13 protein-coding genes and 3 pseudogenes are annotated in these 17449 nt (G+C 41.5%); 5 read left to right on the top strand and 11 right to left on the bottom strand.

The window, feature by feature from the left end; all coding sequences use genetic code 11:
• Positions 1–77: 77 nt before the first annotated feature.
• Positions 78–1157: an iron-sulfur cluster carrier protein ApbC gene (gene apbC / locus ACRWSG_RS15875; protein WP_054552943.1), complete on the bottom strand. Its 1080-nt coding sequence runs from the start codon at positions 1155–1157 to the stop codon at positions 78–80.
• A 178-nt stretch (positions 1158–1335) separates the two neighbouring features.
• Here apbC and metG point away from each other — a divergent pair, with 178 nt between their 5' ends.
• A complete protein-coding gene (gene metG, locus ACRWSG_RS15870; protein WP_462166694.1) occupies positions 1336–3360 on the top strand; it encodes a methionine--tRNA ligase in 2025 nt (674 codons plus the stop codon).
• Between the two features lie 108 nt (positions 3361–3468).
• Here the strand turns inward: metG and ACRWSG_RS15865 are convergent, their stop codons facing one another.
• Both ACRWSG_RS15865 and lepB read right to left on the bottom strand, forming a co-directional pair.
• Positions 3469–4284, bottom strand: a complete 816-nt coding sequence (locus tag ACRWSG_RS15865; RefSeq protein WP_300361680.1) for a hypothetical protein — start codon at positions 4282–4284, stop codon at positions 3469–3471.
• Between the two features lie 82 nt (positions 4285–4366).
• On the bottom strand, positions 4367–5026 hold the full coding sequence (gene lepB / locus ACRWSG_RS15860) for a signal peptidase I (RefSeq protein WP_462166693.1): 660 nt from the start codon (positions 5024–5026) through the stop codon (positions 4367–4369).
• Between the two features lie 186 nt (positions 5027–5212).
• Here lepB and ACRWSG_RS15855 point away from each other — a divergent pair, with 186 nt between their 5' ends.
• Entirely contained in the window at positions 5213–5671 is a 459-nt protein-coding gene (locus ACRWSG_RS15855) for a hypothetical protein (protein ID WP_462166692.1), read from the top strand.
• Positions 5672–5878 (top strand): helix-turn-helix transcriptional regulator, encoded by a 207-nt coding sequence (locus ACRWSG_RS15850; protein WP_462166691.1) that lies wholly within the window; start codon positions 5672–5674, stop codon positions 5876–5878.
• 58 nt (positions 5879–5936) lie between these two features.
• Here ACRWSG_RS15850 and ACRWSG_RS15845 read toward each other — a convergent pair whose 3' ends face one another.
• The 4 genes and pseudogenes from ACRWSG_RS15845 to aceK all read right to left on the bottom strand — a co-directional run bounded on the left by ACRWSG_RS15845 (position 5937) and on the right by aceK (position 9492).
• On the bottom strand, positions 5937–6197 hold the full coding sequence (locus ACRWSG_RS15845) for a DUF2999 family protein (RefSeq protein ID WP_054561248.1): 261 nt from the start codon (positions 6195–6197) through the stop codon (positions 5937–5939).
• Positions 6198–6250: 53 nt separating this feature from the next.
• Positions 6251–7212: pseudogene (locus ACRWSG_RS15840) on the bottom strand (zinc-binding dehydrogenase).
• Positions 7213–7220: 8 nt separating this feature from the next.
• Positions 7221–7613 (bottom strand): hypothetical protein, encoded by a 393-nt coding sequence (locus tag ACRWSG_RS15835; protein WP_054552935.1) that lies wholly within the window; start codon positions 7611–7613, stop codon positions 7221–7223.
• 49 nt (positions 7614–7662) lie between these two features.
• Positions 7663–9492, bottom strand: a complete 1830-nt coding sequence (gene aceK / locus ACRWSG_RS15830; RefSeq protein WP_462166689.1) for a bifunctional isocitrate dehydrogenase kinase/phosphatase — start codon at positions 9490–9492, stop codon at positions 7663–7665.
• A gap of 105 nt (positions 9493–9597) precedes the next feature.
• Here aceK and ACRWSG_RS15825 point away from each other — a divergent pair, with 105 nt between their 5' ends.
• Together ACRWSG_RS15825 and ACRWSG_RS15820 are read left to right on the top strand one after the other, a co-directional pair.
• A complete protein-coding gene (locus ACRWSG_RS15825; protein WP_055021137.1) occupies positions 9598–10545 on the top strand; it encodes a LysR family transcriptional regulator in 948 nt (315 codons plus the stop codon).
• Between the two features lie 112 nt (positions 10546–10657).
• Positions 10658–11101 carry a hypothetical protein gene (locus tag ACRWSG_RS15820; RefSeq protein WP_138602318.1) on the top strand — a complete coding sequence of 148 codons (444 nt, stop codon included), beginning with the start codon at positions 10658–10660 and terminating at the stop codon, positions 11099–11101.
• On the opposite strand, the pseudogene icd reads toward ACRWSG_RS15820, so the two are convergent.
• The 4 genes and pseudogenes from icd to ACRWSG_RS15800 all read right to left on the bottom strand — a co-directional run bounded on the left by icd (position 11098) and on the right by ACRWSG_RS15800 (position 17445).
• Positions 11098–12371 (bottom strand): annotated as a pseudogene (gene icd / locus ACRWSG_RS15815) (NADP-dependent isocitrate dehydrogenase). The gene ACRWSG_RS15820 and the pseudogene icd sit on opposite strands and share 4 nt — an antisense overlap.
• Before the next feature lie 92 nt (positions 12372–12463).
• Positions 12464–15144, bottom strand: a pseudogene (locus ACRWSG_RS15810) (ATP-binding protein).
• Positions 15145–15181: 37 nt separating this feature from the next.
• Positions 15182–16993, bottom strand: a complete 1812-nt coding sequence (locus ACRWSG_RS15805) for a TonB-dependent receptor (protein ID WP_462166688.1) — start codon at positions 16991–16993, stop codon at positions 15182–15184.
• On the bottom strand, positions 16915–17445 hold the full coding sequence (locus ACRWSG_RS15800) for a TonB-dependent receptor plug domain-containing protein (RefSeq protein WP_462166687.1): 531 nt from the start codon (positions 17443–17445) through the stop codon (positions 16915–16917). The genes ACRWSG_RS15805 and ACRWSG_RS15800 overlap by 79 nt, the downstream gene beginning before the upstream one ends.
• Positions 17446–17449: the final 4 nt, after the last annotated feature.

Here is a 17449-nt window from a genome sequence, read left to right as displayed (position 1 = left end):
AAGAGCAAAGTTAATGATAAAGGACCACCCAAGATTTTGTTAATAAGAAAAACCCATTAACAAAATCTTTGCAACAATCAATCTTCAGTAATGACTATTTCAACTGCGCTTGTGTGCGCCTGTTGATAATACAAGCTACTGGCAAGTACACGGGCAGCGGTTTTGTAGGTTTCGCTTATTTGAGCCGCGTTGTCTTTGGCAATTAAATCGCCCTGCTCCGAGCTTTCACGAATTTCAATGGCCAGTGGAATATTTGCCAGCACAGGCACACCATGACGATGTGCTAATTTTACGGCACCATCTTTACCAAATACATGATTAGGCTCACCACAATGACCACATAAGAAGTAGCTCATGTTTTCAATTAAGCCAAGCACAGGCACGTTCACTTTATTGAACATGGCAATGCCCTTTTGTGCATCGGCTAGGGCTAAATCTTGAGGCGTGGTGATGATCACCGCACCACTGGCTGGCACTTTTTGGCTCATGGTTAATTGAATATCACCCGTGCCTGGAGGCATATCAACGATGAGATAATCAAGCTCTCCCCAAGCGGTTTCGTTCATTAATTGATTAAGTGCACCTGATGCCATTGGTCCGCGCCAAACGGTTGCATCATCGCTTGGTACTAAAAAGCCAATCGATTGCGCTTTGAGGTTATGCGCCTCAAAAGGAAGTAAGTTTTTATTATCGGCTGTTTTCGGCTCAGCCCCTTGTAGGCCAAGAAGCAGTGGAATAGATGGGCCATAAATATCGGCATCGAGAATACCCACTTTGGCACCCTCTTGCTCTAAAGCCGAGGCAAGATTCACTGCTGTGGTTGACTTTCCAACGCCCCCCTTTCCTGAAGCAACGAGCACAATATGTTTGATTTGCTTAAAACTAAATGTGCTTGGTAATTTCACTTTAGCGCTAATTGACACAGGCACTGATAGTTTATCGGCGACAAATTTTTCAATGTCGTTGATTTCGCCCAAGCCTGCAAAAGGGAGGTTTAATTTGACTTGCCAGCTTTTATCGCTGTTTTGATTAAGCTCTTCGAGCCAATCTTGCTCAATACCAATGGCAAATGCGCTACTACGATAAGCGGCTAAGGCAGCAATGATAGGTGCTTTTTCAGCCGATTTACTTGAGAATAGTTTTGACAGTCCAAACATAGCAATAAATTAGCGTTTCTTTGATGAAAAGTGCTGCGGAATTATGTAACATTCAAGGCATTAAAACCAGACAATTAGATAATATCATTGCTTTAGGTTGCATATAAGCAACTCACAATGAATTAAATAATGATATTCGAGCATATTTGCATCGAACTAATCTCAACTCGGAATGATTATGGCACAGCGAAAGATCCTGATTACTAGCGCATTACCTTATGCCAATGACCCGACTCACTTAGGTCATTTACTAGAATATATCCAAACTGATATTTGGGCGCGTTTCCAAAAACAACAAGGTCATGAAACCTATTACGTTTGCGCGGATGATGCTCACGGCACACCAATTATGCTTAATGCGCAAAAGCAAGGGATCTCGCCAGAAAAGATGGTTAAAAACGTGAGTGTTGAACGTCAACGTGACTTTGCTGATTTCAACATTGAGTTTGATAACTATCACAGCACGCACAGTGAAGAAAACCGTCATTTCAGCGAGTTAATCTACAACCGTTTAAATGAAGCAGGTCACATTAAAAAGCATACTATTTCTCAACTTTTCGACCCAGAGAAAGGTATCTTCTTACCAGATCGTTTTGTAACAGGTACTTGCCCAACGTGTAAGTCAGAAGATCAAAACGGTGACAGCTGTGATTCTTGTGGTGCAACTTACAGCCCAACTGAGCTTATTAACCCACGCTCTGTAATGTCGGGTGCTGAGCCAATTTTAAAAGATTCTGAGCATTACTTCTTCGACCTACCTGCTTTTGAAGACATGCTTAAAGAGTGGTTACACTCAGGCACGATTCAACAAGAAATGGCGAACAAGCTTGATGAATGGTTTGCAGATGGCCTACAGCAGTGGGATATCAGCCGTGACGCACCTTACTTTGGTTTTGAAATCCCTGGTGCACCGGGTAAATTTTTCTACGTGTGGCTCGATGCACCAATCGGCTACATGGCAAGCTTTAAAAACCTGTGTGATAAAAAAGGGATTGATTTTGATGCATTCTGGCGCGAAGACTCAGATGCAGAGCTTTACCACTTCATTGGTAAAGATATCATCTATTTCCACAGCTTATTCTGGCCTGCAATGTTAGATGGCGCAAAATTCAGAAAGCCAACAAATGTATTTGCCCATGGTTTTGTAACTGTGAATGGCGCGAAGATGTCTAAATCAAAAGGCACTTTTGTTAAGGCGCGCACTTACCTTGATAACCTAAATCCTGAGTATCTTCGTTATTACTACGCAGCAAAACTAAACAACGGCATTACTGACCTTGATTTAAACCTTGAAGACTTTGCACTACGTGTAAACTCAGACTTAGTAGGTAAAGTGGTTAATATTGCAAGTCGTTGTGCAAGCTTCATCACCAAGAAGTTTGACGGCAAGCTTAGCGACACCGTAATGGACGAAGCGCTATTAGGTGAGTTCCAAGCGGCTTCTGCAAGCATTGCAAATCACTACGAAAACCGTGATTACAGCCGTGCAATTCGTGAAATCATGGCTCTTGCTGATAAAGCAAACCAATTCATCGACGCTAAAGCGCCATGGGTGTTAATTAAAGACGAAACAAAACAACAAGAAGCACACGATGTATGCTCACTTGGTTTAAATATGTTCCGTGTACTTATCACCTACTTAAAACCTGTTCTACCTGGTATGGCTGCAAACGTTGAAGCCTTCTTAAACGACGGTTTAACATGGCAAGGCGCGCAAACAGCGCTGGTTGGTCACGCAATTAATAAGTTCAAACCGTTAATGCAACGTGTTGAAATGGATAAAGTAAACAAAATGATTGAAGAGTCAAAAGAAAGTCTAGTTGCTGAAAAAGACAAGATTGATCCAAACAGCCCACTCGCAAAAGAACCTATCAGCCCAGAAATCGAATTTGATGATTTTGCGAAAGTTGATTTACGCGTAGCAAAAATTGCTAAAGCAGAACACGTTGAAGGCGCAGATAAGTTATTAAAGCTAACTTTAGATTTAGGTGGCGAAACGCGCCAAGTATTCGCAGGTATTAAATCGGCGTATGCACCAGAAGATATCGAAGGTAAGCTAACGGTTATGGTAGCAAACCTTAAGCCTCGTAAGATGCGTTTTGGTATGTCTGAGGGCATGGTATTAGCAGCCGGTCCTGGCGGTAAAGAAATTTATATTCTTAACCCAGATGAAGGCTCAGAGCCTGGCATGCGTGTAATGTAATTACAAAATTACTAGCTAATATAATTACTAGCTACTATAAAAAACCGTTGTGTTTAGGCACAACGGTTTTTTTGTATTTAATGAATGCTTTAGATTAATGTTGTTAGCTTAAGAGCTGGGGCATGCAGGATATTCAGCAAGCACTTGTGTAATTATTTGCCCAAACTGCTGGTGTTGCTGTTCGGTAATCGCAAAAGCAGCATTGTAAGCTAGGGTATCTGCAAGCTCACCTGTTATAACTTCATAAAAAGTCATCGCGGTCAGTAAGTGCCCTGCGTTTGATGCATGATTACCATCTGCGCTGTAAAAATTAAGCTCAGGTAATGCGGCGATTGCTTTGTCCCAAACTAAGCCGATTGGTGCAACACAGCTTGCCTCTTTTTCGCTAATCGACAAATGCAATTGATAAACAAGCTCCCCTTCTTTGCTATCACCTCTTTGCGGATGCTCAGGAAACAAAATAGGTGTAATTTCCAGCTCTTTTGCACTGGCAATTAATCGCTCAGCCTCACTTGTAGAATAATTAACAGAGCCAGACTGAGAATACTTTTGACCTTGAAAAATAGCATGGCTCCAATTGGCTTGCTGTAGCTTTTCAACATTGCCCGATGTGTTCACTATTTCATCTAAAAAACGACCACTGACGGTAAGCGTTGAAACTTGAGCGTTGGTTAACTCACTGGAAATAAGCTGTTCAAGCAAATCCCCTAATCTAGCACTATGGCTATTGCCATAAATAATAATTTTATAGTCAGCACTACCACTGTTATCGACAAGCTCAACACCTGTATCCGGTGTTGAGCTGTTAGTGTCATCAACTTTTGTAGATTCGTTTTTTGAGCTCGAACCACATGCAACCAGACTGATCGAAAAGACGAGTAATAAAAAAGATCTAATTAATCTCGCAAACTTATCATTTATCATACTTTACCTTTTGGCTTATTATTTTTATGTCGTTAATATTGAAACATAAAATTATAAATTGCCAATTTTGTACGATTTTTATCTAGGGTGCTAAGTACAAATCATGCAAGAGTCGCTCTTTTCGAGGTAAGTAATAATCATCATAATCAAATGACACTATGACTCTTTTAGCTTTGCCTAATAACTCACTGCGAGGCACTAAACCAATCACTCGCGAGTCTGCACTGTGATCGCGATTATCGCCCATCGCTAAATACATATCCTTTGGAATAACGACAGGTGCAAAATGCTGCATCACCGAGGGCGTTTTTGATATCTGAATAGCGTGCTGAACACCGGCAAGGTTTTCAATCAGTGTTTGCTGCTGTTGCTTATCATCAGTTAATGCGTAATCAAGCGCTTTACCGTTAACGATCAATCTATTATCGACTAAAGTCACTGTATCGCCCGGCACGCCAATAACACGCTTTATTAAGCGATTATTTGCAGCCTTAGAGTCAAATACAATGATATCACCGGCTTTTGGCTCATCTGTGCGCATTAACGAAATATGACTAAATGGCACACGCAGATCATAAGCCATTTTATCCGTTAAAATTCGGTCCCCTTCAACGATGGTCGGATTCATTGAGCCTGTTGGCACTTCATACCAATCAGCCACCGCACTTCTAAACACACTCATCAAACAGATGAATAATATCAAAGAGCGGTTATTTTTCCATACCTTCAAAAGCCAGTTCATATTCGTTCCTTATTTGTTGTTTGTTTTCATAAGAGCCTGTGCGGTACAAATTAGTTCTTAACTAAATGTAACGAAATACGTCAATGATAAAAATACCATACATGATGTTAAAAATATTTGACACAGCAAGCAATGAGTAGTTTACTTAACACCAAGTCAAATATTTTTTACATAGGGTGGAAGAAAATGAGCTACAAAGAAATGACAATTTGGGGCACCTTGGTGGTAACCATAAGCCTGTTAAGCTATTACCTGTTAGGTATTAATTCACTACAAGCCGCGGGTGCTCTAAGCCAAGAGACCATGGTGTCTTATTTGTATAGGGTTGTCGTAGTTGCGGTGATCCTAGAGATAATTATGCAATCTGTACTTGCTGGTATTAAACACAAAGAAGCAGACTTAGGGGATGATGAGCGTGATAAGCTCATTGACCTAAAAAGCACCAAGCTTGGTCACTGTTTTTGCTCTGCAACTATCTTAATATGTGTATTTTTAGCGACGCAAATTGAGCGCGTATCTGGACGCATGCTGTTACCTGAGGTCTCTGATCTATATAATATTATGCACTTTCTTATTATTGGTTTTTTAGTCAGTGAAATTATTACTATTGCCAGCAAAGCGTATTTATATCGAAGAGACAGCTAGATGACAAAACAGCTCAGTAATACCATTCGGGAACTTCGATTTCATCACAATGAAATGACTCAGCAAGCATTGGCAGAGGCTGTTGGAGTTTCAAGGCAAACCATAGTAGCGATTGAAAAAGGTAAATACTCACCGTCGCTCGAGGTGGCTTTTAAGATTGCTCAATTGTTTGATGAAAAACTGGACGATGTGTTTTCGTATCAATAGGACCAACAAAAAAGGTTAGCCAAAGAGCTAACCTTTTTTAAATTCGTATCATTTAATTTTATGACTGCTGATTTTTGAACTGCGCTTTGGCTTGCTCAACTTCATCATCACTGATACCCACTGATTCAGCCGCTTCTTTAATAAGGTGTGGCTGCGTCATCACTAATGCCATCAATTGTTGAAGCTTTTCTGGTGGGATACCTAACTGTTGGACCAGACCCATTGCCATCATTGGGTTTTCCATAAACGCTTGAAACAGCTCACGCACTTTCTCGTCACTTACATTGTGCTCTTTGAGCATTGCAATAATAGGGTTCATATTAACCTTTACTTTTAACTACTAATAAAACCAATAATATGGGCAAATTGATGTTATTCAACTAACATCACCACTTTTCCCGAGTTTTCGTTGTTATCTAAAATACGGTGAGCCTCATTCGCTTCTTGCCAATTTAAGGTTTTATAGATATTGCAATCGAACAACCCGTTGGCCAAGTCATCATAAAAACGCGAAATAAACTGCTCTTTTAAATCACGTTTAAATTCAATTGAACGGTTACGCAAAGTTGATGCATGAAAGGAAATTCGTTTGCTAAGCAGCCTTGCAAAGTCAACCTCAGCAAAGCGCGCATCTAAAAAGGCTAACATCACAATTTGGCAATCCATTGCTGCAACGGCAGCATTTTTATTTAAATAGCGTCCTGAGACAGGATCAACAATGGTATTGGCCTGTAAATTATTGGCTTTGAAGTACTCTACAAAATCAGTGGTTTTATAATTAATGGTGTGGTCTGCGCCAAGCTGTTTGGCATGCTCACACTTTTCATCACTACCTGCGGTGATCACTACTTGAGCACCCGCGCGTTTTGCCATTTGAATTGCCGCCCCACCGACACCACTAGCTCCCGCATGGATCAGTGCCGTTTGCCCCGCTTTGAGCAGACCAAATTGAAATAAGGCAGAAAAAGCCGTTAAATAAACTTCGCTGATTGCAGCGCCTTGGTCATTGTCATTTCATCTGGTAACGGCATTACTTGCGCAGCATCAACGGCAACATACTCGCTGTAAGCACCGCCCGCACACAAGGCAAAAACGCGTTTATTAAGCCAGTCACCGGATACTGCACTACCTTGCTCAACAATGGTACCGGCGCATTCTAACCCTAGAATGTCACTGTCACCTTTTGGGGCTGGGTATTTGCCTTGTCGCTGTAAGCAATCTGCGCGATTAACGCCAATTGCTGCAACAGCAATAAGAACTTCGTTATCTTTAAGGGTTGGTTTATCTGTTTGCGCAAAATGTAACTGTGAGTCTTCGTGCTTAATATAACGCATATCACCTTCTATTTAATTCGTTGCCAGATCTCAGCTTCGACTAATTTGCCATTTTCATACAAGGTGTGATGCCACAAGTCACCTTCTAGTTTGTAATCAAATGCCATGGTCTTACCAAGTAGTGAAGGTACATTACCATAGGAAAAAGTTTCGATAAATTGCTGGTCTTGCAAAACATATTTGCCGCCACCAGCATAATGAAAGTTGCCTTGCTTTTGAGTGATATAGCTAAAATGACTAGGTGTAATCAGTTTAACTGAGGATATTTCTGGCGCTTTTGCCGTCACATAGCCGTCATTGGTTGCATATTTGCCTTCAACAAATTGCCAGCTACCTAATAACGGATTGGCGCTTACCATAGACGAAATAAATAAACTCGATAATAACAGTGTGTTTTTCATAGTGCGTTCCTTAGCTTTTTGAACAGCATACGCTAACACTATGTTCCTATTAAACAGTTATAGATTGAGATTTTTTCATTTGAGCTCTCATCGACGAAAAGCGCCAAGACTGCTTATAAGGATAAACATCAAGCAATTGCCCATCGTTTATCGCAGTTTGTAATTGCTGCCACATCGTGGCAGTGAAAATATCTTGATGTGCAGCATTGAAGTGATCAAACGCTCGCTTATTAGCGCTAAAAAATACTTTAAACTGGCTCGGAAATACGTCGTTTTCGGCAATATCAAAGTAGCTTTCGCTGCTTAGCTCATCTAATGAATCCTCGGTTTTTGGCAGCTCTCTAAATTGACACTCTGTCATCGGGCAAATTTCATCGTAGTCGTAGAACACTACTCTTCCCCAACGGGTTACACCAAAGTTTTTCATCAGCATATCACCGGGAAAGATATTGGCCCCCGCAAGCTCTTTTATTGCTTTACCGTAATCAACCATTACTTGCTGCAGTTTTCGCTCATCACAGTCGTTGATATACAAATTAAGCGGTGTCATTTTGCGCTCTACATACACATGGCGCAAAATAAGTGCATTACCCGAAATCACAAGGCTGTCACCAATTTGCTGCTGCATTATTTGTATAAGCTCATCACTAAATCGGCTTAAATCAAACGCTAAATAACGAAATTCATGGGTATCGACTAGCCGACCTACTCGGTCGGCTTGTTTCACAAAGTCGTACTTGGCCATTACTTGTTGTTTGGTGGCCGTTTTTGGCGCACTAAATTTATCCTTTATTACCTTGTAGACATAATCTGAGCCTGGGGTGGTAAATACCAGCATCACCATGCCCGGCGTCCCCGGCGCAAGTGTGTATTTATCGTCAACGGGGCTATTACGGGTGGTATCAACTTTATAACGATAAAACTCGGTTTTTGCGTGTTTGATAAAGCCTATAGCATTAAACAGCTCAAAACGTTGCTTATGAGGCATTAAAACACTGAGGTAATCTACGTAACGAGCGGGTTGGTCAGTGTCGACCATAAAATAAGTACGCGCAAAGCCAAACAACAAGCTGAGTTGATCAGCTCCCATCATCACAGCATCAATGTGCAACCCTTTTTCACTGTTTAATAGCGCAATAGCAAATGGCATGTTATCGCCATTTTTAGCAATACAACGACCTATGATGTAGCAGGCTTTATTTCTGAAAAACAATGAATTGGCGTATTCAATATAGCCATCGTTGAGAGCAAGCAGCTCATAAACTTGTGGGCATTGTTGTTTCGCTCCAGAAATCAAGGTGCGCTGTAACATGGCTACATCATCAGCAAAGTTAGCGTATTGTGAGCGAAACACATGGCGCTTTACCAAGCTACTAATCGCACTTTCAAAGCCATTTTGCAGAGAAATGCGGCTAACCAGTGAATCAAAGGGCCTTGGCCCCAGTTGATAGCGCGCTTTTAGCACAAACAAGTGCACATTGCGGATTTTTCGTGAGTCCCAAATTGCACCGAAGGTTGAATTAAAAAAGGTATGAGCAATGGGCTGGTTTTCGTGATTTTGCACCATTTCTGCGTATATTTGTTTGGCTAGTAACCAAAGCGCTGGGTCGTCTACTTCGCTATAAGCAATAATTTTTACCGCTTGGCTTACCTTTTTTACTTGCCCTTCGTAAACTTGCAATCGCGATTTCATAGCCCCTTGAACTTGATGCCACTGGCGCTGCTCAAAACGACTTTGTGCACCGAGAGTTATATTTAAAAACTCTGCAAACATAGCCTCAAAGCCAGCATACACCGCACGGGCAAGCTTAGTCGCTACGACCTGATTTAACTGTTCGCTGTGTGATTTAACAGCCAAATGTGAACTTTGCTGTGGCATTATTTTTATCGCTTATGCTGATTATTTTAGTCGCCTTGTTTACACACAATAGCAAGCGCGCTTTAATTTAGGTAATTAATAAAGATAATAAATAAGATTGATCAAATGAATATTAGGCACGTCGACCTCAACCTATTAGTGTATTTAAATGTTCTCATTGACGAACAAAGTGTGTCTAAAGCCGCCAATAAGCTAGCTTTGACTCAACCTGCAATGAGTAATGCCCTTAAGCGTTTGCGAGATTTGTTTGATGATCCATTGTTAGTGAGAGCCGCTGGCACAATGACGCCAACAGCAAAAGCGCTCAGCCTTAAACCAGAGATAGAATCACTGTTAAAAATGGCCGAAGAAATTACTCAGCCAAGTGAAGTATTCGACCCGAGTACCGCGAATATAACGTTTCGGATCATGGCAAACGACTACCTTGAATCAACGCTTATTGCGCCGTTTATCACCCAGCAGCTAGCAAAGAACCCGGGGCTTAATTTTGATATTTTGAGCCCAAGTGATGTTAACCTTCAAGATATGGAAAAAGGCACCATCGACCTTGCCATTAATCGCTTTAACGGCCTGCCCCGCTCATTCCACCAAGCCAGTGTGTGGCGAGACAATTACTGCTGCTTAACACACCCAGACAACCCTTACTTACAACAACAAAACCTCGAAGGCTACCTTGCACAAGAGCACATTTGGGTAAATCGGGCTGGTTGGGGCGTAGAAGCCGCAGTAACGAATAAATCAGGCAGCCAAAAACTTGGCTGGGTCGATGAGGCATTATGGCAATTAGAACAAACCCGCAATATTCGCGTATTCACCCGCCATTACATGGTGGCGAGCCTACTTTGCCAATCACCTCAACTTATTGCCACATTGCCCCGCCGCCAAGCCATGTTACTTGCAAAACACACTGATTTGGTAATAAGTCCAGTGCCATTTCAAATAGTTCCTATTGAAGTAAAAATGTTATGGAGCCCTTTGCTACATCACGCAAACCCGCATCAGTGGCTGCGTAGAGAGCTACTCGCCTTTGCCAGTACTGTGGCTGATCGCTAAAAACAAGCATAATATTGATAAAATCAATATCAGTTATTGAAAACAACAATTTCATTAATAATGAGTGAAGGGCTAGAGTGAAGTTAAGCACATAAACAAAGAGAAAATGATTATGGAAACTTCAGCGCAATTCACTCAACAGGACGGCCTTTACATCAATGGTCAATTACACTCATTCATCGAGCAGCAGCTTTGTAAAAAAAGCGATTTAGCTTGCGAAGAAATTTACCAAACACTGGCAACCATGGTTGATGAGTTTGGTTGCCAATGTCGTAAAACCAAACATCAAGATGATGATGTTTTACAAGCAGACACACTGTTAAAAGCATATAGCACAGTACGTACTCACCCTCATTGCCATGTTGATGCACAAACAACAACTGCGGTGCTCGATGAATACTGCTGCCAAGTACCAGCTATTTTAGTGGTTGCGTTAATGGATACATTAACAGGCATGACAAGCAATGAGCCAGGTGCAGAGCACATTTATCAACGTGCAGCACAGTTAACAGGTAAACCATGTGTCTACGCAGTTAAAAGCGCCAATGCCGCTTAATATGGTTCATTATTTGAGTTACTTATTCGCGCGATGATGCTTGTTGCAAAATCACTGCAACTAAGCATCGTCGCATCGGCTACTAAGTTAGCCAAATCAAACGTCATTTCATTTGCGCTAAGCGTCTCTTCTAGGGCTTTCTCTATTTTATTCGCCGCTTCGTGCCAACCCATAAAACGTAGCATCATGACCGCGCTTAAAATACTGCTTGTTGGATTTGCACTGTCTTCCCCGGCGATGCGATTAAATGTACCATGAGTCGGTTCAAAAAAGGCCACTTCATTATTTAAGTTTGCCGCAGGCATAATACCTACCCCACCAACTTGTGCGGTTAGCATATCAGCTAAGTAATCGCCGTTTTGATTGGTTGTTACCACCACATCAAATTGCTCTGGGGTGAGCAGCGCTTGTTGAAGCATATTATCAGCAATCACTTCTTTAATGATTAAATCATCTTGTTCGTCTCGTTTGATCACCAACCAACGACCATTTTCATGCGCTTCAGCGTTAAACTCTTGCTCTGCTAGGGCAAATGCCCAACGTTTAAAGGCTCCATCGGTAAATTTAAGTACATTGCCTTTGTGCACCACCGTCAGTGATTCACTGTGCTCTTTAAGGGCAAAGTTAAGGGCGTAACGCATTAGTCGCTCTGCCGCCTCTTTCGAGCTATTTTTAATACCAATGCCACATTGGTTATCAAAACGAAGTCGGGTGACACCCATTTCTTGGCATAAGAAATCAAGCATACGTTCGTTGTCAATACTGCCAGCCTGCCACTCAATGCCCGAGTAAACGTCTTCAGAGCTGTCGCGTATTACTGTGATTTGGGTTTTTTCAGGCTCTTTCAAAGGAGAAGGTAAATGCGGGTAACTGCGAATGGTCGCATGTTAACGAATAAGTCCATCTCATGACGAAGAGCCACATTTAAAGAGCGAAAACCACCGCCAAGGGGGGTTGTTAGCGGCCCTTTTATGGCAATTTTATACTGTCTAACGGCATGTAGGGTTTCTTGCGGGAACCAGTCGCCGTCGTATAATGCTGCCGCTTTTTCGCCATTGAACACTTCCATCCAATGTATTTGTTTATCACCTTGATAAGCATGACTCACCGCAGCATCGACAATATCTCGCATCACCGGGCTAATATCTTGACCCACACCATCGCCTTCAATATAAGCAATAACCGGGTTATCAGGAATATGCCATTGGCCCTTACTATCAATCGTAATTTGCGCGCCGCTCGAGGGGACTGAAATATGTTGATACTGCATCATGCCTTCTCAGCAAAGAGTTTTAACAATATTAATATCAAGAAATAGCTAATTTGTCTGTGCTTACAAATAAATAGCCGCTATTCAAACAATCAATGAGTTACCTTGGTAAATTCATTTTCCATCGCATTAAATAATGAGCCAATTAACTGGGTATCCAAGGTTACAGTATCCTCTTTTAAGGCCGTATCGACAGCCACTGCTTTTACATACAGCATTTCACACTCAAACATATTAGCTGCACCTTTGAGCATATGCACATTTTTGCTGAACCCTTCTAAATCCATTTTTTTATATTGTTCTAGCATTTCTTTGTACTGTGTCTCTAACCCTTTTATATAATCATTTTTTAATGCCTGAAACTCTTTTTCAGGCAACTTTATATCTGCTAACTCATCGCATTCTAAATAACTGGCAATTTTATGACTAAAGGCATTTCTATCGATTGGTTTTGCAATCAAATCATTAAAGCCCTGCTTCATATAACGCGTCACTTCATGCTTCATAGTATTCGCTGTTAGCGCAATGATAGGCACGCTTACTCCGGTTGCTTGCATCATTTTTAAAGCTTCTTGGCCGTCCATAATCGGCATTTGAATATCGAGCAAAATAAGGTCAAAGCTGTCTTCGAGGGTTGCTTGTACTGCGTCTTTACCATTTTCAACGGTGGTCACTGTCAGCCCCATACGCTCTAATATTCGCGCAATTAAACGTCGGTTGTCTGGGTGGTCTTCGGCAAGTAATACCCTGCCCTTTAGGTTCTCTGGCGCATCAAGCTTACTAAACGGTGAGGTTTCAACAAGTTTAACTTCGCTCATATCATTGAGCCAACGAGTGTTGTCTGTGGTGTACACCGACATAGTGAAAATAAACTCACTGCCAGAGCCGACATTACTTTTAACGCTGATATCCCCATCCAATTTCTGCGCAAGGCTCTTTGAAATATTAAGACCAAGACCCGTGCCACCATACTGCCTAGAAATACTCGAATCAGCTTGATAAAAAGCACTAAATAACAACTGCTGCTCTTTTTCAGTCATACCAATGCCAGTATCTTTTACACTAATTGACAACTTATCGTTGTGACAGCTCACAGTTAAGGTTATACGCCCCACTTGCGTGAACTTAAGGGCATTGGTTGTTAAGTTTAATAAGATTTGCCTTAATCGACTCGGATCGGTAATCAAGTAGTCTGGTAATGGGAACTGATAATCGACACTGAACTTTAAGCCCTTATCGCGAATTTGCTTGCCAATGAGCGACTCTATATTGGCAATCGTGGCAAACAAGTCCGTTTCGACTAAATCAATTTCGAGCTTGTTAGCTTCAATCTTCGACATATCGAGGATATCGTTAATTAATCCAAGAACATGACGACTATTTTGCAAAATAACCCCAATTCCATGGTTGCGCTCATGGGGCTTAATATCCCCGAGCATAATGCCATCTGCATAACCAATGATTGACGTCATTGGGGTGCGAATTTCATGACTGATATTCGCTAAGAAACGGCTTTTAGCCTCATTTGCATCGCGAAGCTCTGAGGCGAGTTCTTCAAGCTCCAACGTTCTTAAATGGACTTTTTCTTCTAGATTTTTGTTGAGCTCTACGTTGTCATCGTGAAGCAGTCTAAACTTATGGTCACAGCAAACGCAAGCAACATAGCGTCCATAGCGGTGCCTATCAAACCCAATAAATATAAATTAATGGAGGTTGCTGGCAGCAAGCCTAAATTAGTTAAATTACCTACCATATTCGGTAGCATCATGGCTATGTAAGCAAGCACAAAATATCGCGCTGGCTTAAAGCCAATAAGCATACAGCGAATACCTATATATAAGCCTAAACATAAAGCAATGCCCGTCACTAACGTTGACCAATAAAAACCAAAGCTTGGCCATAAAATACAAAACGGTATACCCAAGGTCGCGATCACACCCACCATCAATGATAATTGCGCCAGCTTTGGAAATGTCTCTTTGAGTTTAAGCAAGTTGTTGTAAAACAGAATATTGGTTAATGGCGTGAGCGCAAAGCCAAGCCAATGAAGGTGAGGATTATAGTAACCAAATAGCTGATCCGAAATATGGAAAAAGTGGCTCCAAGCAAACACCCAAGATGCAGTAAATAATGCATAGTAAAGATGTGTCACATCACGGGAAACCAAATAAATTAATAAGTTATATAAGCCAAGCGCAATACCCACCCCAAAGCAGAGCATCATGACCATATTTTCAACGGTTATATTCTGAAAATAATCTTGGTATGGCGTTAATACTAGCTTTGCAGGGGTATAAAAGTAGTCACTTTCAAAATAAGTAATAAGCGTATAGCGCTTGCCTTTCTCAAGAGACAAACGATTACCATAGTGGAATGCAAACTGATTTGGCTCTTTACCACCCGTTACAAAGTGCTGTATGGGGGCTGTTGGATCAGTGATATCGTAAATGCGGCTTTCTATTTTTGAAACCAAGGTGTTATAGGGATAAAGCACTAAATCTTCGATATCACTTTGATTTTCAATTTCAACAATTAACCAATAACTACCACCAACCGAGCTTATTCGAGATTGTGGCTTTTTGCTGGCTCGCCAAGTATCAATTTCAGCCACCGATTGCGGGAACATATTATCGTTCGCCGTAAACACATCACCGACATCATGAAGATTTTGATCAGCCACAGCATCGGTGTAGACAAACGTCTCTTGTGCATTAGCCGAAACACTTAATAACAACAAAAACAGCAGAGTACTAAAATACAGCTTAAACCGCATTCACAAAACCCCTGTACCAGTGTGGAGATGGCAACGACTAGAATTGCAGTGAAACATCAAAGCCATAGCGACGCCCTTCCCCTTTAAAGTCTTCAAGCATGCCTAGGAACGAGCTTAAATCGAACTTTAACTGACTGTATTCAGTATCAAATAAATTTTTGCCCCATAAAGTAAATGACCAATTTTCAACATCGTATTTTAGATTCGCATTAACAATGCTAAAACCGTCTTGGCGGGCATATGGGTTCATGTTCTGGTCAAAATAAAACTCAGACTGATAATCGTAAATAATGTTGGCCGATAACGGATACGACGCCAAGCTGGTGTCGTATTTTAACCCCGCTGATACATTCCATTTAGAAGTAAATGGTAGTTGGTTATCGGTAATACTATTACCAAGTGGATCAACGTATTCTTCAAATTCAGCATGAGGGATATAGCCTACTGAAAGTAGCATAGCTAGTTGTTTAGTTGCTTGGTAATTAATTTCAGTTTCAAGGCCGTAAATAGTTGAATCAGCCACATTTTCAAGTAATTGCACTGGGGGCATTTGCGGTGTTTCTGACGCTTGGTTCATAAACACTTGTTGGTCGTTATAATCATAATAAAACGCCGCCCAATTCATTCTAAGTTGCTTCCCAGGCCAGAACGACTTTAAGCCAATTTCATGGGCATTTAAGCGCTCTTTGCCATAGTTTGCCAAGATTGCTTGTTCTTCGGATGACAAAAAGCCGCCATTGTAGCCACCACTTTTACTACCATTAGCAAAACGATAATAAAGATTGCTTATATCTGAATAGCGATAATTAACGGCAAATTGCCCGGTAAAACCGTTATCCGATTGCTCATCGGTAACGCGATAAAATGGTACCACTACCCCATCTAAGTCGTTTACATCAACCACCGCATTTAAGGTGGCGATTGAGTCATACTCAAGTGACTCATAGTCATATCTAAGACCGGCTGTAATCATCCATTTATCTGCGACAGGCACTTCAATTTGGCTAAATACAGCCAAATTTTGCATCTTGATTTCGTTATCGTAGATAAAGGTCGCGGTTAAATTTGTCGGTAAAACACCCCGGAAATCACGCAAAATATCATTTAAATTATCTTGCTCAATTGTCTCATCGGCAAAATAAATACCACTGGTGAGTGTGTAATCAGCAAGTTCGTTTAATAACCTGAATTCTTGGCTGAATAGTTGGGTATCTAACCCTAATACCCCTTCGCACAAACGAGCTGGGGAGCCATCGCAGTTAAAAGCGTGGCTTCTTTCTAAATCGTTAAAGCTCGACAGTGAAGTAAATGTACTTTGCTCGTTTAAATGCCAATTCAGTTCAGCAATAAAACCGTAGCCATCGGATTTATGAGGTGAGTCGTTATTGACGCTCACCGCAAAGAAGTCATCACTGCCATCATTAAAACCAAAGTTATCAAAACAGCGTGTTGAGCCCGCATCTGCTGGTGAACACAGCTCACCCGTTAAAGGGTTTGCGACAATACCAATACTACCAACTGGCTGGGCAATACCATCCCAATCTTCAATATGCGCTTGCAGGTAAAGATCAACCTCATCCCACTCAGACAAAAAAGACACACGGGCATTTTTTTGCTCCATGCCTGCTGTTGGCGAGTCTGCATAAGTGTTTTTTGTTGAGTATTCGTAGTCTTGATAGTTAACCGCAATTCGTAATGCACTGGAACCTGATAGTTGCTGGTTCCACATACCATCAACGCTGGTGGCATTATTGTTGGCAACACCTAATGTCAACGAGCCATAGCTATCAAACTCAGGGCGATTTGAGCGTATAAGTATTGCACCACCGGTAGAATTACGACCAAACAAGGTACCCTGCGGTCGCGTAAAATATCGAGCTGTTCAATATCGTACAAGTTAACGATTTGATTATTAGCAGACCCCACCGCAACGCCATCAAGATACATAGCAACAGGTGAGGTATTCGCCGTATTGTAATCAAGTAACCCCACCCCACGGATACTCACAGCGGGAGGCGTCCCTTCTGCGGCGTTTTGGGTGATTTTAACATTTGGCGCAAACAAGCCAATTTCAGTTGAATCTTTAAAATGCTGAGCTTTTAAAATTTCGCCATCCACTTGGCTTACCGCTACACTCACATCTTCAATTGCTTGCGGACGCTTTTGTGCATAAACGCTAATAACTTCCATGTCTTTTTCAGTCTCAGCTCCTTGTGCAACAGCGCTTGCCATTACACATGCTGCCAAGCAGGTGCTCGACATCATCATAAATTTAGGATCATTCAGAAAGGGTCGCTTCATTGGC

The sequence above is a fragment of the Pseudoalteromonas sp. GB43 genome (assembly GCF_054923805.1).
This window is presented reverse-complemented; position numbering and strand designations above follow the sequence as displayed.